20 protein-coding genes are annotated in these 21348 nt (G+C 69.8%); 7 read left to right on the top strand and 13 right to left on the bottom strand.

The window, feature by feature from the left end; translation table 11 throughout:
• Positions 1 to 62 precede the first annotated feature (62 nt).
• Positions 63 to 704, top strand: coding sequence for a response regulator (locus tag ACVNF4_RS16450; protein WP_461803558.1), 642 nt, complete (start codon positions 63 to 65; stop codon positions 702 to 704).
• Positions 705 to 774: 70 nt separating this feature from the next.
• On the opposite strand, the gene ACVNF4_RS16445 is transcribed toward ACVNF4_RS16450, so the two are convergent.
• Positions 775 to 1323 (bottom strand): hypothetical protein, encoded by a 549-nt coding sequence (locus ACVNF4_RS16445; RefSeq protein ID WP_461803556.1) that lies wholly within the window; start codon positions 1321 to 1323, stop codon positions 775 to 777.
• On the opposite strand from ACVNF4_RS16445, the gene ACVNF4_RS16440 reads away from it, so the two are divergent.
• Positions 1322 to 2185, top strand: a complete 864-nt coding sequence (locus ACVNF4_RS16440) for a 5'-methylthioadenosine/S-adenosylhomocysteine nucleosidase (RefSeq protein ID WP_461803555.1) — start codon at positions 1322 to 1324, stop codon at positions 2183 to 2185. The two genes, ACVNF4_RS16445 and ACVNF4_RS16440, sit on opposite strands and share 2 nt — an antisense overlap.
• Positions 2186 to 2193: 8 nt before the next feature.
• Here ACVNF4_RS16440 and ACVNF4_RS16435 read toward each other — a convergent pair whose 3' ends face one another.
• Entirely contained in the window at positions 2194 to 2643 is a 450-nt protein-coding gene (locus tag ACVNF4_RS16435) for a PPOX class F420-dependent oxidoreductase (protein WP_461803554.1), read from the bottom strand.
• Positions 2644 to 2683: 40 nt separating this feature from the next.
• Positions 2684 to 3709 (bottom strand): ATP-dependent 6-phosphofructokinase, encoded by a 1026-nt coding sequence (locus tag ACVNF4_RS16430; RefSeq protein ID WP_461803553.1) that lies wholly within the window; start codon positions 3707 to 3709, stop codon positions 2684 to 2686.
• 177 nt (positions 3710 to 3886) lie between these two features.
• Between ACVNF4_RS16430 and pta the strand changes: the two genes are divergently transcribed.
• From pta to pyk, 3 genes are read left to right on the top strand one after another with little or no spacing between them, the layout of a single operon-like run.
• Positions 3887 to 5986, top strand: a complete 2100-nt coding sequence (pta, locus tag ACVNF4_RS16425; protein ID WP_461803552.1) for a phosphate acetyltransferase — start codon at positions 3887 to 3889, stop codon at positions 5984 to 5986.
• Complete coding sequence (locus tag ACVNF4_RS16420) at positions 5983 to 7233, top strand: acetate kinase (protein ID WP_461803551.1); 1251 nt, start codon at positions 5983 to 5985, stop codon at positions 7231 to 7233. The genes pta and ACVNF4_RS16420 overlap by 4 nt, the downstream gene beginning before the upstream one ends.
• A gap of 51 nt (positions 7234 to 7284) precedes the next feature.
• Positions 7285 to 8715, top strand: a complete 1431-nt coding sequence (pyk, locus tag ACVNF4_RS16415) for a pyruvate kinase (protein WP_461803550.1) — start codon at positions 7285 to 7287, stop codon at positions 8713 to 8715.
• 72 nt (positions 8716 to 8787) lie between these two features.
• On the opposite strand, the gene ACVNF4_RS16410 is transcribed toward pyk, so the two are convergent.
• The 5 genes from ACVNF4_RS16410 to ACVNF4_RS16390 form a co-directional block, all read right to left on the bottom strand.
• Positions 8788 to 9396, bottom strand: a complete 609-nt coding sequence (locus ACVNF4_RS16410; protein WP_461803549.1) for a hypothetical protein — start codon at positions 9394 to 9396, stop codon at positions 8788 to 8790.
• Between the two features lie 112 nt (positions 9397 to 9508).
• Entirely contained in the window at positions 9509 to 10804 is a 1296-nt protein-coding gene (locus ACVNF4_RS16405; protein ID WP_461803548.1) for a hypothetical protein, read from the bottom strand.
• Positions 10794 to 11378 (bottom strand): DUF6114 domain-containing protein, encoded by a 585-nt coding sequence (locus ACVNF4_RS16400; protein WP_461803547.1) that lies wholly within the window; start codon positions 11376 to 11378, stop codon positions 10794 to 10796. Before ACVNF4_RS16400 ends, ACVNF4_RS16405 begins: the two co-directional genes overlap by 11 nt.
• A gap of 169 nt (positions 11379 to 11547) precedes the next feature.
• On the bottom strand, positions 11548 to 12201 hold the full coding sequence (locus ACVNF4_RS16395; RefSeq protein WP_461803557.1) for a DUF6230 family protein: 654 nt from the start codon (positions 12199 to 12201) through the stop codon (positions 11548 to 11550).
• Positions 12202 to 12828: 627 nt separating this feature from the next.
• On the bottom strand, positions 12829 to 13806 hold the full coding sequence (locus ACVNF4_RS16390) for a tetratricopeptide repeat protein (RefSeq protein ID WP_461803546.1): 978 nt from the start codon (positions 13804 to 13806) through the stop codon (positions 12829 to 12831).
• A gap of 239 nt (positions 13807 to 14045) precedes the next feature.
• On the opposite strand from ACVNF4_RS16390, the gene ACVNF4_RS16385 reads away from it, so the two are divergent.
• Positions 14046 to 14678 (top strand): TetR/AcrR family transcriptional regulator, encoded by a 633-nt coding sequence (locus ACVNF4_RS16385; RefSeq protein WP_461803545.1) that lies wholly within the window; start codon positions 14046 to 14048, stop codon positions 14676 to 14678.
• A 3-nt stretch (positions 14679 to 14681) separates the two neighbouring features.
• Here the strand turns inward: ACVNF4_RS16385 and ACVNF4_RS16380 are convergent, their stop codons facing one another.
• Complete coding sequence (locus ACVNF4_RS16380; RefSeq protein ID WP_461803544.1) at positions 14682 to 15020, bottom strand: DUF3817 domain-containing protein; 339 nt, start codon at positions 15018 to 15020, stop codon at positions 14682 to 14684.
• Positions 15021 to 15149: 129 nt separating this feature from the next.
• Complete coding sequence (locus tag ACVNF4_RS16375) at positions 15150 to 15659, bottom strand: MarR family winged helix-turn-helix transcriptional regulator (protein WP_461803543.1); 510 nt, start codon at positions 15657 to 15659, stop codon at positions 15150 to 15152.
• Positions 15660 to 15832: 173 nt separating this feature from the next.
• Between ACVNF4_RS16375 and ACVNF4_RS16370 the strand changes: the two genes are divergently transcribed.
• Positions 15833 to 16819, top strand: coding sequence for a glycoside hydrolase family 6 protein (locus ACVNF4_RS16370; RefSeq protein WP_461803542.1), 987 nt, complete (start codon positions 15833 to 15835; stop codon positions 16817 to 16819).
• A 7-nt stretch (positions 16820 to 16826) separates the two neighbouring features.
• Here the strand turns inward: ACVNF4_RS16370 and glxA are convergent, their stop codons facing one another.
• From glxA to ACVNF4_RS16355, 3 genes are all read right to left on the bottom strand, one after another.
• Positions 16827 to 18779, bottom strand: coding sequence for a radical copper oxidase GlxA (gene glxA, locus ACVNF4_RS16365; RefSeq protein ID WP_461803541.1), 1953 nt, complete (start codon positions 18777 to 18779; stop codon positions 16827 to 16829).
• Between the two features lie 2 nt (positions 18780 to 18781).
• Positions 18782 to 20551 (bottom strand): glycosyltransferase family 2 protein, encoded by a 1770-nt coding sequence (locus ACVNF4_RS16360; protein WP_461803540.1) that lies wholly within the window; start codon positions 20549 to 20551, stop codon positions 18782 to 18784.
• 167 nt (positions 20552 to 20718) lie between these two features.
• A partial coding sequence (locus ACVNF4_RS16355) for a matrixin family metalloprotease (protein ID WP_461803539.1) occupies positions 20719 to 21348 on the bottom strand: 630 nt, incomplete at its 5' end.

The raw sequence follows: 21348 nt of genomic DNA, 5'->3' as shown, positions 1-21348 counted from the left end.
CCGAGGCGGTCGGCTATGACCGCGTCCGTGTGGCCCTCGACCAGGAGTCCGGCGATGGCACGCTGGCGGAGGGTGACCGTGTCGGTCACCGGGTGCTCCCTGGCGGGTTCGTCGCGGTCGGGAAGGCGCACACGGGGGCGGAGGCGCGGCGGCAGTTGGACCGTACGCCGGTGGATCTGCTGCTCCTCGATCTGCATCTGCCGGACGGGCACGGGTTGCAGCTGGCCCGGTCCCTGCGGGCCGCTGGGTATCACGCGGACGTCATTGCCGTGACGTCCGCGCGGGACCTCACAGTCGTCCGTGAAGGGGTGTCGCTCGGAGTCGTCCAGTACGTGTTGAAACCGTTTACCTTCGCGACGCTGCGTGATCGGCTGGTGCGGTACGCCGAGTTCCGGGGAGCCGCCGGGGAGGCGAGCGGGCAGGACGAGGTGGACCGGGCGTTGGCGGCGCTGCGGGCGCCGGGGCCAGCCGCGTTGCCGAAGGGGCTGAGCGGGCCGACGTTGGAGCGGGTGACGGGGGCTGTGCGGGAGGCTGGGGAGGGGCTTACTGCGGCGGGGGTGGCTGAGGCTGTGGGGATCTCGCGGATCACTGCTCGGCGGTATCTGGAACATTTGGTGGAGGCGGGGAGGGCTGAGCGGCAGCCGCTGTACGGTCAGGTGGGGAGGCCGGAGTTGGTTTATCGGTGGGTGCGGGGAGGGCGATGAGGGCGGCACCCGGCCGACAACGCCGCCTGCTCAGCACCCCGTTCAGCCGTGACTCAACGTCAGAGCTTCCTCACGCCGAACGCGCGGGCCGCGAGTACACCACGATCTGCGCCCCCAGCCCCACGACCGTCAACGCCTCCACCCCCGACAACACCACCAACAACGGCCCCCCACTCGGCTCCACCCAGAACACGGCGAGCGCCGCCAGCGGGACCACACAGAACGCCAGCAGATCCACGGCGAGTTGAAGCCACTTACGGGACGCACGCCGAACGTCACCCCGATGTGCCACCTCCCACCCGAACGCGGTCAACCCGGCACCGGGTGAGGCGAGTTCGGCGAGCCGGGGTCCCAACTCCTCGCGCACGTACCGCCCGATGGCGGAGATCTTCTCGTCGTTGACCAGATAGGTCCACCCCAGCACCACACACACCGGCGGCAACGCGAGCAGCATCTCCGCCCGCTTGGCCTGCGCGGCGGCGGCGATGACGGCGGCGACGACGGTCAGTGTCACGTACAGCAGGTTGTCCCGGAACCCGATCCGCGCCTTCTGCTCGTCCTTGATGTTCTCGTACTCCGCGAGCATCAACTGCCCCACGGTGACGTCTTGTTCCGACATGCCCGTCCTGCCCCTTCCCCCGACGACTTGGCAGTACCTTAAAGGGGTGCAGCCCATCGCCGTGATCCTCACCGCCCTGCCTGTCGAATACGACGCCGTGCGCCGGTACATAGAAGCGCCGAAGGAGACCGTCCTCAAGGACGGAACTCGCGTGGAACAAGGCCGACTTGAGGGCACGCCCTGGACGGTCGCCCTCGCGGAACTCGGCGAGGGAGCGCAGAACGCGGCGATCCTCGCGAAGGAGATCATCGGCAAACTGAAGCCCCAGGCACTGCTGTTCGCGGGCGTCGCGGGCGGCCTGAAGGACGACCTCCGGCTCGGTGACGTCGTCGTCGGCACGAAGGTGTACGCCGTCCAGGGCGGCAAGATCACCCCGGAGGGCCACTTGGAGCGCCCGGAGAGCTGGCACGGCTCCCACGCTCTCGTCCAGGCCGCCCGCTCCGCCCTGCGCGACCTGCGTCCCGGCGTCCGGGGCCACCTCAAGCCCATCGCCTGCGGCGACGTCGTCCTCACGGCCCCGGACTCCGAGTTGGCGGCCCGCCTGAGGCGCTCGTACAACGACGCCCACGCCATCGAGATGGAGGGCTCCGGCATCGCCCACGCGGCCCACCTCAGCAGGCAGTTGGACGCTCTCGTCATCCGCGGCATCAGCGACTTCGCCGACCCGGACAAGGCCGCCGCCGACGCCTCGGGTTCGCAGGAACTCGCGGCAGGCCAGGCGGCGAAGGTGGCCGTCGCGGTCCTGCGCAAGCACCGGCCCGCCACCGAGGAGAACGCCGGCCCCACCTACGCCGGCGACCACATCGACTTCAGCGGCGGCACCTTCTACGGCCCTGTCACCGGCAAGCGGAGCAAGCCGTAGCCACCGGTCTACTTCCCCGCCCCCGGAAACGGCTCCACCCCCACCACCCGCCGCACCCGCACCGGTTCGATGACGAGGACGACCCGCCGCTCCCCCTCCATCAGCCACGGATACCGCTCCACCCCCAGATACTTCAGGGTCAGCCGGTCCATCCCCCGCTCCGCCTCCTCCCCCTCCACGAACCGCACCACCCGCCCCCGGATCTCGACCCGGTCGTAGGGGTTCTCGGGGTCGTGGTGCGACAGCGAAACCCACGGATTGCGGCGGAGGTTGCGTTCCTTCACGCGGCCGACGGAGGTGTTGACGACGACGTGGTCACCGTCCAGGTCGGCCCACATCGGGGAGACTTGCGGCGCCCCGTCGCTCCCGACCGTGGCGAGGTGCCAGAAGTTGGGGGCGAGGAGGCGTGCGCGGACGTGGGCGTCGAGGGTGGGTCCGGCTTCGTACAAGGCGTCCATGCGGAGAGCCTTCCCCGAAGCAGCCACCGGCAGCCGGGGACTAGAAGACGGACTCGGCCTCGTCCATCCGGTCGACCGGGACACGCTTCAGCTCGGTGACGGCCTCGGCCAGCGGAACCATGACCACGTCGGTCCCCCGCAGCGCCGTCATCCGCCCGAACTCCCCCCGGTGCGCGGCCTCGACGGCGTGCCAGCCGAAGCGGGTGGCGAGGACGCGGTCGTACGCGGTGGGTGTGCCGCCGCGCTGGACGTGGCCGAGGATGACCGGCCGGGCCTCCTTGCCGAGGCGCCGCTCCAGCTCGTGTGCGAGGGCCGTGCCGATGCCCTGGAAGCGTTCGTGGCCGAACTGGTCGATGGCGCCCTTGCCGTAGTCCATGGACCCTTCGGCGGGGTGCGCGCCCTCGGCGACGCAGATGACGGCGAACTTCTTGCCGCGGGCGAAGCGTTCCTCGACCATCTTGACCAAGTCGGCGGGGTCGAAGGGCCGTTCGGGCAGGCAGATGCCGTGCGCGCCGGCGGCCATGCCGGATTCGAGGGCGATCCACCCGGCGTGCCGGCCCATGACCTCGACGACCATGACGCGCTGGTGGGACTCGGCGGTGGTCTTGAGCCGGTCCATGGCTTCGGTGGCGACGCCGACGGCCGTGTCGAAGCCGAAGGTGCGGTCGGTGGAGGAGATGTCGTTGTCGATCGTCTTGGGGACGCCGACGACGGGCAGCCCGGCGTCGCTCAGCATGCGCGCGGCGGTCAGTGTGCCTTCGCCGCCGATCGGGATGAGCGCGTCGATCCCGAACTCGTGGATCATGTCGGACGCGTTCTCGCACGCCTCGCGCAGCCGGTCGCGCTCCAGCCGGGAGGAGCCGAGGATGGTGCCGCCGAGGGCGAGGATGCCGCTGACGGACTCCAGGTCGAGGGCGCGGTAACGGCCGTCGAGGAGACCGGAGTAGCCGTCCTCGAAGCCGATGACCTCGTCGCCGTAGTTGTCGATCGCCCGGTGCACGACCGACCGGATCACTGCGTTCAGGCCGGGGCAGTCGCCGCCCGCTGTGAGGATTCCGATGCGCATCGTGCTGTGTCTCCTGCTCGCTGTGGGTACCAATGAGACTTCTTCGATTCTTTCATGCCGCTGTGTACCCCCGGAACTGACGGGCGTCTTATCCACAGCCGGAGGTATTGTCAAGAGGGTTTCGCTCCCCTCTGTGAGCGACTTCTGTCCACCAGGTTGACGAAACGGAGACGACGGGTGACGCGCAGTGTGTACGTGACCGGGATCGACCGCGGTGACGGCCGCCAGGTCGTCGAGTTGGGGGTCATGGAGCTGCTGACCCGCCAGGTCGACCGGGTGGGCGTCTTCCGCCCCCTGGTCCACGACGGCCCGGACCGCCTCTTCGAGCTGCTGCGCGCCCGCTACCGCCTCGCCCAGGACCCGTCGTCGGTGTACGGCATGGACTACCACGAGGCGTCCACGCTCCAGGCCGAGCGGGGCACGGACGAGCTGGTGTCGACCCTGGTGGACCGCTTCCACCGGGTCGCCCGGGAGTACGACGTCGTCCTCGTCCTCGGTACGGACTACGCGGACACCCAGTTCCCGGACGAGCTGTCGCTCAACGCCCGCCTGGCGAACGAGTTCGGGGCATCGGTGATCCCGGTGGTCGGCGGCCGGCGGCAGACCGCGGAGTCGGTCCGGGCGGAGACCCACAACGCGTTCCGCGCGTACGACGGCCTCGGGTGCGACGTGCTGGCGATGGTCGTGAACCGGGTGGCCCGCGAGGACCGCGACGAGATAGCGGACCGTCTGGCGAACAGGCTCCCGGTGCCCTGCTTCGTCGTCCCGGACGAGCCCGCCCTCTCCGCCCCCACGGTCTCGCAGGTGCAGCACGCGCTGGGCGCCCGTGTCCTGCTCGGCGACGACTCGGGGCTGGCCCGGGACGCGCTGGGTTTCGTGTTCGGCGGCGCGATGCTCCCGAACTTCCTGGCCGCCCTGACCCCGGGGTGCCTGGTGGTGACGCCGGGCGACCGCGCGGATCTCGTGGTCGGCGCGCTGGCCGCGCACAGCGCCGGGACCCCGCCGATAGCGGGCGTGCTGCTGACGCTGGACGAGATACCGGGGGAGAACGTCCTGACGCTGGCCGCGCGCCTCGCGCCCGGGACGCCGGTGCTGTCGGTCCAGGGGAACAGCTTCCCGACGGCCGAGCAGCTCTTCTCCCTGGAGGGCAAGCTGGGCGCGGCGACCCCGCGCAAGGCGGAGACGGCGCTCGGCCTGTTCGAGCGGTACGTCGACACCGCCGACCTGCTGAAGCGGGTCAGCGCGCCGAGCAGCGACCGCGTGACGCCGATGATGTTCGAGCACAAGCTCCTGGAGCAGGCCCGCTCGGACCGCCGCCGCGTCGTCCTCCCGGAGGGCACGGAGGAGCGTGTGCTGCACGCGGCGGAGGTCCTGCTGCGCCGCTCGGTGTGCGACCTGACCCTCCTCGGCCCGGTCGACCAGATCCGCAAGAAGGCCGCCGACCTCGGTATCGACCTGGGCGACGCCCAGCTGATCGACCCGGCGACGAGCGAGCTGCGCGAGACCTTCGCCGAGACGTACGCGGCCCTGCGCGCCCACAAGGGCGTCACGGTCGAGCTGGCCCACGACGTCGTCGCGGACGTCAACTACTTCGGCACGCTGATGGTGAAGCAGGGTCTGGCCGACGGCATGGTCTCCGGCTCGGTGCACTCCACGGCGGCGACGATCCGGCCGTCCTTCGAGATCATCAAGACCAAGCCTGACGCGTCGATCGTGTCGTCCGTGTTCTTCATGTGCCTCGCCGACAAGGTCCTCGTGTACGGCGACTGCGCGGTCAACCCCGATCCGAACGCCGAGCAGTTGGCGGACATCGCGATCCAGGCGGCGGCGACGGCGTCCCAGTTCGGTGTGGAACCCCGGATCGCGATGCTGTCGTACTCGACGGGGACGTCGGGTTCGGGGGCGGACGTCGACAAGGTCCGCGAGGCCACCGAGCTGGTGCGCGCGCGGCGCCCCGACCTCAGGATCGAGGGCCCGATCCAGTACGACGCGGCGGTGGAGCCGTCCGTCGCGGCGACGAAGCTGCCGGGGTCGGAGGTGGCCGGGCAGGCGTCGGTGCTGATCTTCCCGGACCTCAACACCGGCAACAACACGTACAAGGCCGTGCAGCGCTCGGCCGGCGCGATCGCGGTGGGACCGGTCCTCCAGGGCCTGCGCAAGCCGGTGAACGACCTGTCCCGGGGCGCGCTGGTGCAGGACATCGTCAACACGGTCGCCATCACCGCCATCCAGGCCCAGACCCCCGTCGACTTCGAAGAGAAGGCCCCCCGCCAGTGACCGCGACCCGTGTCCTAGTCCTCAACTCCGGCTCCTCGTCGGTCAAGTACCAGCTCCTCGACATGGCCGACGGCACCCGCCTCGCGACGGGCCTCGTCGAGCGGATCGGCGAGGAGTCGTCCCGCCTGAAGCACACGGCGCTCACGACCGGCGCCACCCGCGAGCGCGTCGCGCCGATCGCCGACCACGAGGCGGCGCTGAAGTCCGTCGCGCAGGAGCTGGCGGCGGACGGCCTCGGTCTGGACTCCCCGCAGCTCGCGGCGATCGGCCACCGCGTGGTGCACGGCGGCCGGACCTTCACCCGCCCCACGGTGATCGACGACGCCGTCCTCGCGGAGATCGAGCGGCTCATCCCCCTCGCCCCGCTGCACAACCCGGCGAACCTGACCGGCATCCGCACGGCGCGGGCGCTGCGCCCGGACCTCCCGCAGGTCGCCGTCTTCGACACGGCGTTCCACACGACGATGCCGGAGTCGGCGGCCCGCTACGCGATCGACGTCGCGACGGCCGACGAGCACAGCGTCCGGCGTTACGGCTTCCACGGCACGTCGCACGCGTACGTGTCCCGGGCGACGGCCGAGCTGCTGGGGAAGGCGCCCGAGGAGGTGAACGTGATCGTGCTGCACCTGGGCAACGGCGCGTCGGCGTCGGCGGTGCGCGCGGGGCGGTGCGTGGACACGTCGATGGGGCTGACGCCGTTGGAGGGGCTGGTGATGGGGACCCGTTCCGGGGACCTGGACCCGGCCGTCATCTTCCATTTGGCGCGGGTTGGCGGGATGTCCACGGACGACATCGACACTCTCCTCAACAAGAGGAGTGGCCTCGTCGGACTCTGCGGTGACAACGACATGCGGGAGATCCGGCGGCGTATCGACGAGGGTGACGAGGCGGCGGAACTCGCCTTCGAGATCTACGTCCACCGGCTGCGGAAATACATCGGGGCGTATTACGCGGTGCTCGGAAAGGTCGACGCGGTGGTGTTCACGGCCGGGGTCGGGGAGAACGCGGCGGAGGTGCGGGCGGCGGCGTGCGCGGACCTGGAGGGCCTCGGCCTCGCGGTGGACCCGGCGCGCAACGCGGTGCGGGGCGAGGGGGCGCGGCTGATCTCGCCGGAGGGCGCGCGGGTGGCCGTCGCCGTCGTTCCCACGGACGAGGAGCGGGAAATAGCGGCGCAGACGTACGCGCTCGTCGCCTCCCACAAGTTCCCCGCGAGTAATGCACCTGAGCACGAACACGCACATTTGTAGATTCCACCAGATGGAATATTCCGAAGCGAAACAAACCGATAGGATCCACTCATGCGCCGTTCGAAAATCGTCTGTACTCTCGGCCCCGCGGTCGACTCCCACGACCAGCTGGTGTCGCTGATCGAAGCCGGCATGAACGTGGCCCGCTTCAACTTCAGCCACGGCTCCCACGCCGAACACCAGGGCCGGTACGACCGGGTCCGCGCCGCCGCCAAGGTGGCCGGCCGGGCGATCGGCGTCCTCGCCGACCTCCAGGGCCCCAAGATCCGTCTGGAGACCTTCGCCGAGGGCCCCGTCGAGCTGGTGCGCGGTGACGAGTTCACCATCACCGCCGAGGACGTCGCGGGCGACAAGACGATCTGCGGGACGACGTACAAGGGCCTCCCGGGTGACGTGGCGCCCGGCGACCAGATCCTCATCAACGACGGCAACGTCGAGCTGAAGGTCGTCTCGGTGGACGGCCCGGCGGTGCGCACGACCGTCATCGAGGGCGGTGTCATCTCCGACCACAAGGGCATCAACCTGCCGGGCGCCGCGGTGAACGTCCCCGCGCTGTCCGACAAGGACATCGAGGACCTGCGGTTCGCGCTGCGCATGGGCTGCGACATGGTCGCGCTGTCCTTCGTCCGGGACGCGAAGGACGTCGCCGACGTCCACCGCGTGATGGACGAGGAGGGCCGCCGCGTCCCCGTCATCGCCAAGGTGGAGAAGCCGCAGGCGGTGGAGAACATGGAGGACGTCGTGATGGCGTTCGACGGTGTGATGGTCGCCCGTGGCGACCTCGCCGTCGAGTACCCGCTCGAAAAGGTCCCCATGGTGCAGAAGCGGCTCATCGAGCTGTGCCGCCGCAACGCCAAGCCGGTGATCGTCGCGACCCAGATGATGGAGTCCATGATCACCAACTCCCGTCCGACCCGCGCGGAGGCGTCCGACGTCGCCAACGCGATCCTGGACGGCGCGGACGCGGTCATGCTGTCGGCGGAGTCCTCCGTCGGCGCGTACCCGATCGAGACGGTCAAGACGATGTCGAAGATCGTCACGGCGGCCGAGCAGGAGCTGCTCTCCAAGGGCCTCCAGCCCCTCGTCCCCGGCAAGAAGCCCCGCACGCAGGGCGGCTCCGTCGCCCGCGCGGCCTGCGAGATCGCCGACTTCCTCGGCGGCCGTGGCCTCGTCGCCTTCACGCAGTCCGGCGACACGGCCCGCCGCCTCTCGCGCTACCGCGCCCAGCAGCCGATCATCGCCTTCACGACGGACGAGAACACCCGCAACCAGCTCACCCTCAGCTGGGGCGTGGAGTCCCACGTCGTCCCCTTCGTCAACTCCACCGACGAAATGGTCGAGATGGTCGACCAGGAGATCGCCAAGATCAACCGCTTCACCCCCGGCGACACGGTCATCATCACCGCCGGCTCCCCTCCCGGCGTCCCCGGCACCACGAACATGCTCCGCGTCCACCACATCGCGGGCACGCCGACGGACTGACGTCCGGCACGCACGAAACGGAGGGGTGCTCCCGTCGCACGGGAGCGCCCCTCCGTCGTATCCGGGAGCCGCTCACCCCGCCACGTCGTCCCAGACGTTGAAGTCACCGTCGTCCACGACACCCTCACCGAGACCGAGGTCGTCGCCGAGCGTCAGATACCGCTCGTAGCGGGCGGGACCGATCCGCACGAAGTACGCCTTCAGCACACGCAGCAGCAACCGGTGGCCGAGCCCGGGGTCGGCCTCGGTGACGACGGTCCGCAGGGCGGGGACGACACCCCCGACCGGGTTGTAGGCATGCCGGCCGACCTCTTCGTCCAGCACGTCGGCCAGCGACTCGACCTCGGCGAGGACCCTCGCCCGCACCTCCTCGTCGACGGACGGCGCGAGGGCAGCGGGCCGGAAGCAGGGGTCGTCCCGCAGGATCCGGCGCTCGGCGACCTCCGCGATCGCACCCACCCACTCCCGCCCGTCGACCCCGAGCCGTTCGAGGTCGAAGTCCCGGAACGTGGCCGCCTGCCACAGGGCCGTGACCGCACGGCCCTCCAGCGGAGACCGCAGCACCCACAGGCAATCCGCCAGCAGTTGACGGGCGAACACCCCTCCGAACCGGTCCGCGACACCCTCGACGACCTCAAGCCCGGCGGCCTCGCCGTTGACCCTCGGGTACACAATGCGCATCGCACCGCTTGATGATCATGAGCGCGACAAAGAATGACGGCCCGGATCCCTCGGTGAATTCGAGAGGACCCGGGCCATCATTCGTGTGCGGCTCCCGGAAAAGTTCGGGGGATCAGCTGATCGTCTGCTTCATGCCCGGGATGGTCAGAGTCCCGCCGAACTGGCCGGCCTGGACGACCTTGACGTTGGTGAAGTAGATCCAGTCGAGGTTCAGCGGCGGCGGACTGTCAGGGGTGAAGGTCACGGGGAGCAGGCCGAGGAGGTTGCCGGAGATGCTCTCGGTGTACATCGTCGTCTTGCCATCTTCGATGGTGGACGTTTCCCCCTTGCCACTCCTGACGTGGTACGTCTTGCCGGACTGCTTGTCGTGCACGATCTGGTGCAGATTGACGATCTTGGTGGACTTGGAGATGACGTACTTGAGGACCTCCTTCTTCTTGCCGCTGGACGTCGTCACCTCCACGACCCCCTGGTAGTCGGCACCGCTCAGCGTCAGCTCGCTGGCCTCCAGGATCCAGGGGTCCTCCGGCAGCAGGATCCTGTTGTCGCGGCCGTCGGCGACGGCCTTCGTGGCGGCCTTGCAGTCGTCGGGGTCGGTACTGGCACTCGCGCTCGGCGAGGGGCTGGGCGAGGCGGACGCGGACGCCTTGTCCTCATCGTCGGCTTTCCCCTTGCCGTCGTCGGCCTTGCCACCGCCCCCCTCCGAGGCGCCCTCGGACGCCTTCGGCGAGGGCGAACTCGACGGCTCGGCAGGCCCCTTCACAGCACCGGAAGCCGACCCGGACGGCGACGGAGACGGCTCCCCACCCTTGGCACCGTCCGCGGCCTTACCGCCCGTGAGGATGTCGTTGAGGGTGTCCCCGATCGTCTCCAGCAGCCCGCCCCCTGCGCCGTTGGCGCCTGCGGAGGCGGACGGCGACGGAGACGGCGAGGCCGCACCGGAAGCACCTTCACCGGCGGAGCCCGACGCGGACGGCGAGGGACTCGGCTGAGTCTTGTCGTCGGAACCTGAATCCGACGCACCCGACCCACCCTCGCCCTTCGAGCCGCCCTTGCCCGTCTTGGCGTCGTCCTTCGCGTCGTCCGGCTTGTCGTCGCCCGCCGCACTCTCAGAAGCGGAAGGCGACGGCGAGGCGGAGGCGTCGTCCGCCTCCAGCGCCGCCACGCAGTCCTTGTACTCCTCGGCCAGTTGGCTGTTGGGCACGGACGCATGGCCCTCGGCACGGGCCAGCGTCGGCGTGAAGCCCATCCCCATGAGCACCGCCGTCGGCATGGCCGCCAGGGCTATCGCCTTGCCCGCGGGCACGTGCAACCGCGTCAGCAACGGCTTCTTGGGCGCCGCGTGCCTCGGCCCCGCCCCGGCTCTGAGAGCTGCGGGAACGTCGGTGCGGGCCATGTCATCCGACATGGTGCACTCCCTTCGGCCCCTCGGCCCGCGCCCCGTCCCCGGCCGCACCGGACTCGCCGTCGGGAGTCTCGGACGACGACTGCGGGGCCTCGGGCAGGTACGAACCGGAATCGGGCGCGCTGTCCCCGGAAGGAGCCTGCGAACCCGGTTCCGTACCGGCCGCCGCAGGGTCGGCGGGCTTGCCGGGCATCCAGGAGAGCGCGAGCGCACCACCGATCAGCGCGAGCAGGAAGCCCATGATGAAGCCGCCGATGTTGGAGACGACCAGCGACACCAGAGCGAGCAGGATCGAGGCGACCCCGGCGAAGAACCGAGTGGCTTGCTGGAACCACATCGTGAGACCGAGGGTGACCAGCAGAACCCCGATTATCAACGACCCCGCACCGCCCGTGGTCGACATCGCGAGCGACATCGTGCCCAACTTGAGCGTCGCGTACGGGAAGTACATGATCGGCGCCCCGCTGAGCAGGGTGAACACACCCGCCCAGAACGGCCGACTGCCCCGCCAGGCGCGGAATCGCAGACGCAGCCGGGTGAAGGTCCCGACACGCTGGACCGAAGTCTCGGCACTCATGGAAAACAGCTCCCTGGGTCCGGTGGAAGTACGTACCGGCTAGGCCGTGGGCGTGGAGAAGCCGGAATGAGTCTGTGACGGGACCCGGCGCGGGGCCGGGTCCCGTTATAGGGCGGGTAAGTCAGACTCCCCCGCCCTCAAGGACGGTTGGACCGCCCCGGAGCGCTCCTCAGAAGCACTCGGGTTCCTTGTTCCCGTCACCGAAGAAACCGAGTCGCATCGACAGGTTGGGAAGCGTGAACGTACCGGCGGTGGTCGCCCACGCCTTCTGCTCCACGTTGGTCAGGTCGGCCGTCCTCGCCTGCTGGGCGAAGCCGCCCGGCAGCACGCTGTCGCCTTCTCTGACCGCAGGCCCTCGGGTCTTGTCCTTGACCGCGACGCCGATGTCCATGTCCTCGAACGTGGCATCACCATCGAGCTGGGAGACGTCGATGAACAGCCGTTCGGCCGTGACCTTGCGTCCCTTGTCACCCGCTGTGAGCTTGAGATAGACCGTCTTGTTTATGAGCGGAATCTTGGTCGCGACGGACTGACACATGTCCGTGATCTCGGCGTTGTCGAACGACGAGATCGCGACCGGATGGGCCGCCTTACCCTTGCCGTCCGTGTCCGCGTAACCCGTGTCCATGCCGCCGTACTGGGCGAAGCCCGTACCGTGCAGGTGCCCGGCCTTGACCTTGAACTCCTGGCCGGAAACGCTGAAGGACGCCGCGAGGGCACCCTGCGCGAGTCCGACCCCTACGCATGCCGCAGCGGCGACGCTGGGCACCATGACCACAGCGAACCGCTTCCATCTGGTCCCGCCACGCACCTGGGACTCCATCATTTCCTCCTTCTCGGACGTACATCCCGCGCCGGCCCGCCACGTGAACGGCGGCTCGACCAGGCTGGGATGGGAGAAGTGCTTCGTCCTCGGGAAGGGGAACGCCTGTGCCCGGAGGCGCGAACCGCGCCTGAGATCACCGGCGATCACCCCCGAGCGACTACCACTGGCCGCGCCTGACACTCATCAGGCACAACCCTGCCGGACAGGCTCCGCCCTCGGGCGAAGACCCCCCTGCCCTGAAGAGCCGCCGACGACGCCGTCGGCTCTGCCCGGTGGGGACCCATCAGACCCGTCGGCCCGACCGGGTGCCGGGGAACGGGTAATGGACCGAGCGTCGCCGATCGTGGTGCATTCTCGCCGCCCGCACAAGGGGGTTCATTACTGGCTAGTAACGGCCGGATAACCGTCCGACGACCCACAGGTCTCGACCGGCGACCGAGTGCGACATCCCTGCCCAGGACAAATCACTTGACGGCGGGACAGAATCCGACAGACCAACAGCCCTGACTTACTGGAAGTAACAGCGGCCACGTTTACCAAGATTTGGCAAAGCGTGGCCGCAAAAGCGCTCAGCCGACCTGACTTTCACACCGGTACCTCGGTACCGGTAGGTTTAGCGACTGGTCAGAACAGCGCGCGGGCCAGCGCGCGCCGCGCCGCCGCGACCCGGGGGTCGTCCGGACCGATCACCTCGAACAGTTCCAACAACCGCACCCGCACCGCGTCCCGGTCGTCCCCGGCGGTACGCCGGACCGTGTCGATCAGCCGCCCGAACGCGTCCTCGACATGGCCGCCCACCAGATCCAGATCCGCGGCGGCGAGCTGGGCGGCGGCGTCGGCGGGCTTCTCCGCGGCGTCCCGGCGGACGGCCTGCGGGTCGAACCCCTGCACCCGCTGGAGCAGTTCGGCCTGCGCGAGGCCGAGCTTGGCCTCCTCGTTGCCCGGGTCGTCGGCGAGGACGTTCTTGTACGCCTGCACCGCACCGCCGAGGTCCCCGGCGTCCAGCGCCTCCACGGCGGCGGCCAGCAGCGCGTCGTACGGACCCGCCGGGAGCTCCGACGGCGCCGCGGGGGCCGCGCCGGGCTCTGCGTCCGGGTCGACCGTCAGGCCCGTGATGCCGAAGCGCTCCTCGGCGACCTGGACGAGCTGGTCGAGGGTCTGGCGGATCTGCGTCTCGGGGGCCGCGCCCTGGAAGAGCGGGAGCGCCTGACCGGCCACCACCGCGAACACGGCGGGGACGCCCTGGATGCCGAACTGCTGCATCAGCATCGGGTTGGCGTCGACGTCGATCTTGGCGAGCAGGATGCGACCGCCGTACTCGACGGCGAGCCGCTCCAGGACCGGGCTGAGCTGCTTGCAGGGCTGGCACCACTCGGCCCAGAAGTCGATGACGACGGCCACCTCGGCGGACCGCTGGAGGATCTGTGTCTCGAACCCGGCCTCGTCGACGTCGATCACGAGGTCGGCCGGGGAGATCGCCCCCGTGCCGCCCTGGCGGGCCGCTTCGGCGCGCGCCTGCTCCGCCTTCGCCTTGGCCTCCTGGGCCGCCTTCACCGCGGCGAGGTCGACGACTCCGCTCATGGACATGTTCCGTGGCTGCATGCGTCTATCCTCCCCCGATCCAGCGCGTCCGCGAAAAGCGGTCCCGCGACCCCCTCTTGGCGGCGAACCCCGAGCTTTCGCTACGACCCGTAGCGTAATGCCCGACCGGGGCCCCCGGGGAGTCCTTCCCGGTGATCTCCCTCACGACTCCACCATCTTCACGCCGACCGCTCACATCGCTCCACCGAATAACCGGCGGGTGTGGATGCAGTCCGCGTGACGGCGGTTATGGTCTTGCGATGCAGAGCCGCAGCCCCGCCCCTCCTCCGGGCCGCCCAGGGCGTCCCCGCAGCGCCGCCACGGACGCCGCGATCCTGGCCGCGACGCGGGAGGCGCTGGTGGAGCTGGGGTGGTCGAAGCTGAGCATGGGGGACGTCGCGAGCCGCGCGGGCGTCGCGAAGACGACCCTCTACCGCCGCTGGACCGGCAAGAACGAACTCGTGGTGGACGCCGTCGCCGAACTCTTCGACGAACTCCGGCTGCCGGACCTGGGCAGCCTCACCGCCGACATCGAGGGCGTCGTCCTCCAGTTCGCGGCGATCCTCGCCCTCCCGGAGGCCCGCAGCGGGCTGATGGCCGTCCTCTCCGAGTCCACCCGGGACGACGCGCTGCGCGAACGCATCCGGCGCTCCATCGTCGACCGGCAGAAACGCCTCGTCCTGGAGGGCCGCTCCCGCGCCCAGGCCCGCGGCGAACTCCCCCCGCAGGCCGACCCCGCCGAGGCCGACCGCACGGTCGACCTCATCTTCGACGTCGTCGCGGGCGCGGTCGTCCACCGGACGCTGGTCAGCGCGGAACCGGCGGACGAGCAGTGGGTACGGACGTTCACCCGGCTGCTGCTGGGGGGCCTCCCGGCGACGGGAGAGGCGTAGGGGTCACGCCTTCGCGGTGACGGGGGCCTCGTCGGTGAACCGGGACTCCAGCTCGCGGCTGACCTTGCGCTCGACGAAAAACGCCGCGGTGGGGATGGTGCCCGCCAGCAGCACCCACAGCTGCTTCTTGACCGGCCACTTCGCCTTGGAGCCCAGGTCGAAGGCGAACACCAGGTAGACGATGTACAGCCAGCCGTGCGCGATCCCGACGACCGACGTGAAGCCGTCGGCGCCGCTCATGTCGAGCAGGTACTTGCCGATCACACCGAGGGTCAGCAGGACCAGCAGGACACCGGTGACGTAGGCCATGACGCGGTAGCGGGTCAGCACGCTTCGTTTCATGGCTACGAGCGTAACCGCCCGACTTTCCCCCGCAGCGGCGGGGACAACGACGCCATCATCCGGTAGCGCGTGAACACGCTCGGAACACCTCCGCGTCGGCGGAGACCAGCGCGCTGACCCGCGAAAACCCTACTCCTCCTCGAAGTCCCCCGAAGCCACCCGCAGCGGTCTGAGCATCGCGAAGATCTCCGCGCACTCCTCGTCGTCGTACACCCCGAGGCCGAAGTCCATGGCCATCAGGTCGCGGGTGGCGGCGTCGACGACCTCGCGGCCCTTGGCGGTGATGGAGGCGAGGGTGCCTCGGCCGTCGTTGGGGTTGGGGCGTTTGGCGACGAGGCCGGAGCGGACGAGGCGGTCGACGGTGTTGGTGACCGAGGTCGGGTGGACCATCAGCCGCTCACCGATCTTCGACATCGTCAGCTCGCCGGCCTTGGAGAAGTTCAGCAGGACGAGTGCCTCGTAGCGCGCGAACGTCAGCCCGTACGGCTTGACGACGGCGTCGACCTCGGCGAGCAGGATCTGCTGGGCCCGCATGATCGAGGTGATCGCGGCCATGGACGGCACGTTTCCCCAGCGCTGCTTCCAGAGCTCGTCCGCGCGGGCGATGGGGTCGAAGGGGAGACTGAGGGGCTTCGGCACGCCACCAGACCCTACCCGCCGGTCACATCGCGGTCAGCACCGTCTCGCCTTTCGAACCGGAAACCGCTTCCTGAGCGATGTTCCCCGGCCGGTCGGCGATTTGGCTTGGTGCGCCGCTTCGTACGGGTTATGCACGAGTGATCCCGGTTCCCCCCTCCGTCACAGGGAGCGGCATGCCCCGTCCGACGCACACCCTCACCGCCCTCCTCGCCCTCACCCTCACCGCCGCCTGCACCGCCTCCCCCTCGGCCGACGAGGCGTCGGTGGTGAAACCCCCGAAGGCCGCCGCCGAGACGACCGCCTTCTGGGTCGACCCCGACAGCAACGCCGTCCGGCAGATGCAGCTGTGGCGGCGTGAGGGCCGCAACTCGGACGCGGAGCTGCTGCGCCGGATCGCCGAACAGCCCGTCGCGCTGTGGCCGGCGGGCGAGATCGACCCGGGGCCGGTGGTGACCGCTGCCACGACAGCCGCGACGAGAACGGGCCGCACGGCGCTCTTCGTGGCGTACGACATCCCGCACCGCGACTGCGGCCAGCACTCGGCGGGGGGCGCGGCGGACGGGGACGCCTACCTCGCGTGGATCGGGAAGTTCGCGTCGGCTCTCGGGGACGCGAAGGCGCTGGTGGTGCTGGAGCCGGACGCGGTCGCGCACATCGTGGACGGCTGTACGCCGGGTGAATATCACGGCGAGCGTGAGCGGTTGCTGTCCGGGGCGATCACGCGGCTGAAGCGACAGCCCGGCACGAAGGTGTACTTGGACGCCGGCAACCCGTCCTGGATCCGCGAGCCGTGGAAGCTGGTGGAACCGCTCAAGGCGTCCGGCATCGAGGCGGCGGACGGTTTCGCGCTGAACGTCTCCAACTTCCAGCCGGACGACGCCGTCAGGCGCTACGGCCTCGATCTCTCCGGTCAACTGGGCGGCAAACACTTCGTGGTGGACACCAGCCGCAACGGCAACGGCCCGCTCCCGGGGGTGTGGTGCAACCCTCCGGGGCGGGCCCTGGGCACCCGGCCGACCACCGAAACCGGGGAACCCGCTCTGGATGCCTACTTGTGGATCAAGCGGCCCGGGGAGTCGGACGGCACCTGCGAGGGCGGTCCGGACGCGGGGCAGTGGTGGCCGGCGTACGCGCTGGAGCTGGCACGCAACTCGAAGTAGACGGAGCTCACTTGACCTGCACCCACTTCGCCTCCGACGGCGTCCCCGCCGCGTCCGTCGCGAACAGCATGTACCAGCCGGGCGGCACGAGCGCGGGGTCGTCCGGCACGGTGAACGTGACGGCCCGGCCCTCCTTGGCCGACTTCAGCGCGATGGAGCGCTGTTCGACGTCGGTGGTGTGGGTGACGGCGCTGGGCCGCATCAGCCGGGCGGCGGCGATCCGCTCGGGGTGGTCGGTGCGGTAGGTCAACTGACGGTTGTCGGGCAGTTGTTGCGGTCCGTCGTCGAGGACGGGGCGGTCCTTGCCGTTCTTGTGCAGCGCGGGTGGGGTGAAGACTTCCATGCGCTGCTCGAAGTGGCCGAGTTTGGTGTTCTGCTGGTCGTCGTAGAGGGGGTCGGAGCCGAAGGTGGCCACGCGTCCGTCGGGCAGCAGGAGCGCCTCGGAGTGGTAGTTGCGGCCGACGGCGGGGTCGGCGGCCTCGCGGAAGACGTTGCCCTTGGGGTCGTAGAACTGGGCCTTGAGGATGTTGCTGGCGCTGCGGCCCCGGTAGTCGGCGGAGCCGTTGGAGGTGAAGACGGTGTCGTCCGGCATGATCACGCTGTTCAGGTACCGGGTGCCCTGGGGCAGGTCGGGCCCGTCCTTGAAGGAGGGGTTGTCCGCCTTGAGGTCGACGACGGCGGTGCGCGGCGTCGCCTTCTTGGACTCGCCCACTCCCCCGCCGCCGAGGATCATGACGCGCTGGTCCTGCGCGGGCGGCAGCAGCACGGACGCCGAAGTCTCGGTGGCGTCCGCGTCCTTGAGGCCGGGCACCTTCTGGAACGTGTTGGTCTTCAGGTCCCAGATCCCCGGCTCACGGCCCTGGTCGGCGGGCCCGTACCCGGCGTTGGAGGCGGGGTAGAAGAGCTTGCCGCCCTTGGTGAGGAAGAGCGCCGGGTAGGTCGGGAAGTACCGCTTGGGTCCCGGCGTCCACTTCTTCGTCCTCGGGTCGTAGATCTCGTTGTCGCCAGGGTCGACGACACCGACGTCGTCGAGTCCGGAGACGGCGAGGACGCGGCCGTCGTCGAGGCCGACGAGGGTCGGGTACCAGCGGGCCTTCTTCATCGGGTCGACGGGGACGTACCGCTCGGCGAGGGGGTCGAACTCGTAGGCGGCGCGGATGCCTTGGAAGTCCTGCTTGTCGAGGGTGATCTTCTCGCTGAGGCCGTAGGTGTTGTCGGCGTCCTTGCCGGTGAGCCCGACGATCTCGTACTGGGCCTGTCTGTCGGTGGCGGACATGGGCCCGCTCTCGGCGGCCTCGACGAAGACGCGGACCTCACTGGCGGTGACCTTGGTCTGCCAGGGCTGCATGACGCCGCGCTTGTTGTAGGTCACCGTGAAGCCGCGTTTCGCCTTCGGGACGGTGACGTCGAACCTGCTGACGTACTCGACGCCGGCCGGTGAGCGGAAGCGGGTGCCCTTCTTGAGGACCATGGGTTTGTCGGGGTTCTCGTTCTTGACGCGCATGCCCCCGGCGGCCCGCCGGACCTCGCCGTCGAGGCGTTCGTAACGGGCCGTGCCGCCCGCCACCAGGAGCCGTCCGTCGGGGAGTTGGGCGTGTCCGGAGCAGAAGAAGTCCTCGGGGGTGGGGATCTTCTTGAAGGTGTTGTGCTTCGGGTCCCACAGGACGGTGTCGAAGGACCCGGCGTCGAATTTCTTCTGCTCGTTGCCGGAGCCGGCGACGATGAGGACCTTCCCGGTGTGCAGGAGCGCCGCGTGGATGGCGTTGGTGCGGTACTTCTCGGGGATGTCGACCTGGTCCCAACTGCCGTACTTGGCGCGGTACTCGGGCTGGGCGATCTGGTAGGCGTGGTACTGCTCGCCGACGAAGTCCAGTGCGGCGGGCGCGTTGAGGCTCGCGAGGATCACGACGCCGCCGATGCCCAGGACGGTCTTCTTGGTCTTCTTCTGCTGGAAGGACATGGCTAGTTGCCTCCTGTGGGCGTGCCGGAGACGGGGGCGAGGGCGGGTTCGACGGCCGTGTGCTGCGGGGCGCTCTTCTTGACGAGCGTGCGCCGCTCACGCCGTTCCCTGACGAGGGTGCCGAGCCAGACGGCGAGCGGCGCCAGGGAGATCGCGGTGGCGAGGACGGCCCAGGTGCGCATGGCGGCGTGGGTGTGGCCGAGGACGGCGGAGGCGGTGAGGGAGGCGATGAGGACGGCGGCCCAGAAGAGGTGGACGCGGAAGGTCATGAGGCGGTCGGCGCTGGCGTCGCCGCCCTTGGGGGTGACGACGAACCGGCTGGGCCTGCGCAGGAGGGCGGCGCCGAAGGACTTGAGGTAGATCGGCGCGGACAGCGCGGACATGCCCATCCCGGCGAGCCCTCCGGAGCCCTCGGGTTCGTGCGGGGAGACGTTGTGGCGCCGGTTCCACAGGTACAGGCCGATCTGGAGGGCGGCTGCGTCGCTGTAGAGCATCAGCCAGACCGAGGCGGCGACCTGCGTGCCGGACGCGCCGAACCAGAGGAACAGCACGCAACTGACAATGCCGAGGAACCAGTTGACGGCCGTCATCGGGTAGTAGACGAGCATCATCGTGTACGAGAACAGCCGCCCGGGAGGCATCGTGAACGGCGCCTTCCAGTACTGCTTGAACAGCGTCTCGTACGTGCCGCGCGACCATCTGAGCTGCTGGGTGAAGAAGTCCGTCCAGGAGGCGGGTCCCTCGCCGACGGCGAGCACGTCCGGCGTGTACACCGACCGCCACTTCCGCCCGGTCACGGGGTTGCGGCGCCGGTGCAGTTCGAAGCCGGTGGCCATGTCCTCGGTGATCGAGTCGTACAGTCCGCCGATCTGCTTGACGGCGGCGATCCGGACGACGTTGTTGGTGCCGACGAACATGGGGGCGCGGTAGCGGTTGCCGGCGCGCTGGATCAGGGCGTGGAAGAGGAACTGCTGCGACTCGGCGGCCTTGGTCACCGGATTGTGGTAGTTCCCGTACACCTGAGGTCCTACGACGAAGGCGACGTCGGGGTCCCGGAAGTAGCCCGTCATCCGCTCCAGGAAGTCGGGGTGGGGGACGTGGTCGGTGTCGACGGAGGCGAAGAGGTCGTAGTCGTCGCCGTGCGCGGCGATCCAGGCGTTGTAGTTGCCGTGCTTGGTGCGGGCCTTGTGGACGCCCTTGGGGCGGTTCCACTCGGGGACGCCGTGCCGGGTGAAGTGCCGGACGCCGAGTTCCGCGCAGAGGGCCTTGGCCTGTTCGTCGTCGCCCTCGTCGAGGAGCCAGATGTCGAGGGGGCCCCGGTGGTGGATGCGGACGGCGCCTTCGAGGGTGGCGCGGACCATGGAGAGGGGTTCGCGGCCGGGGACGTACGTCGTGAGGAACGCGACGCGGGTGCCGCTCTCGGGTACTACGGGTACGGGGTCGCGGGCGACGAGGGTCGCGTGCGCGACGGACGCGACGTTGACGACCATGAACAGTTCGATCAGGCCGATGGCTATGAGCATCGCGATGTCGAGGCCGACCATCCACTCGTCGCCGCCCTCGCGCTCCACCCAGTGGCTGGGCCACACGAGGTACACGAGCAGCAGGGCCGTCAGCACCGGGGCGAGGCCCATCAGCAGGATGGCGCGTATTCGGTGGGGTTCGCGGGAGAGCAGCGATATGTACTGCACCCGGTACGGCGTTCCGGCCGGCTCCGTGAGCGGCCCGGCCAACCTGCTGTGGGTGTCGTAGTCGTAGCCCTCAGGCCGCACAACGCCCTCCAAGAAGAGTGAGGAGTGGCCCGTTTCCCGCAGAACGCACGGGCCGATATCCACACGAAAATGGACATATCGGACAGTGTCGAACGGGGTGCCGCCAGGAGAGTGGGAGGTTCACCCGAGAGGGGTGCCCCCTGAGAAGGGGGCAGGGGCGTGGCTCCTCAGCGGTACAGCGCCCGCAACCCCAGCACATCCCCCCGCCCCAGCGACCGCGCCCGCGTCGAGCAGGCGAACGAGTTCGTGTACATGGTCAGGTTCTCGTGCCCGGCGCCGACGTGGCCGAGGCCGAAGACATGCCCCGCCTCGTGCGTACCGACGGCCCGGACGTCGTACGCGTCGGCGCACCGCTCACCCGGCGCGTCCGTGAACCGGTGGTGGCGGGTGTTGAAGCGGACGTCCGCCTCGATCAGGCCGTTCGGACCGCCGTCCGGCATGGTGACGGCCCAGGAGCAGGTGACGGCGACGACGTCCTCGGGCAGCTCACCGGCGTCCCACACACTCACGCCGTCCCGCGCGGAACAGCGCCCCGCCCGGTCGATCCCGGCTTCCCGGTCCGTCGCCGACAGGTACCGCGCCCGAGGTCCGCCCGTACCGGCGAGCCCGCAGTCGTTGCGCTCACCGGTGATCGTCCCGATGGCCTCCTCGAACACCTTGCGCGCGGCGTCCCGGGTGAGCCCGCCCGGCATGGGCCCGTCCCCGACGTGCCAGAGGTAGGTCCCGTACTCCTTGTGCCCGGCGGTCGAGTACGCGGTGTCGGCGCAGGCGGCCCGCGCGGGGGTCGCGGTGGCGGG

It is taken from the genome of Streptomyces sp. S6 (assembly GCF_054880855.1).
The sequence above is the reverse complement of the archived record's forward strand: the minus strand, read 5'-3'. Positions and strand labels throughout refer to the sequence as shown.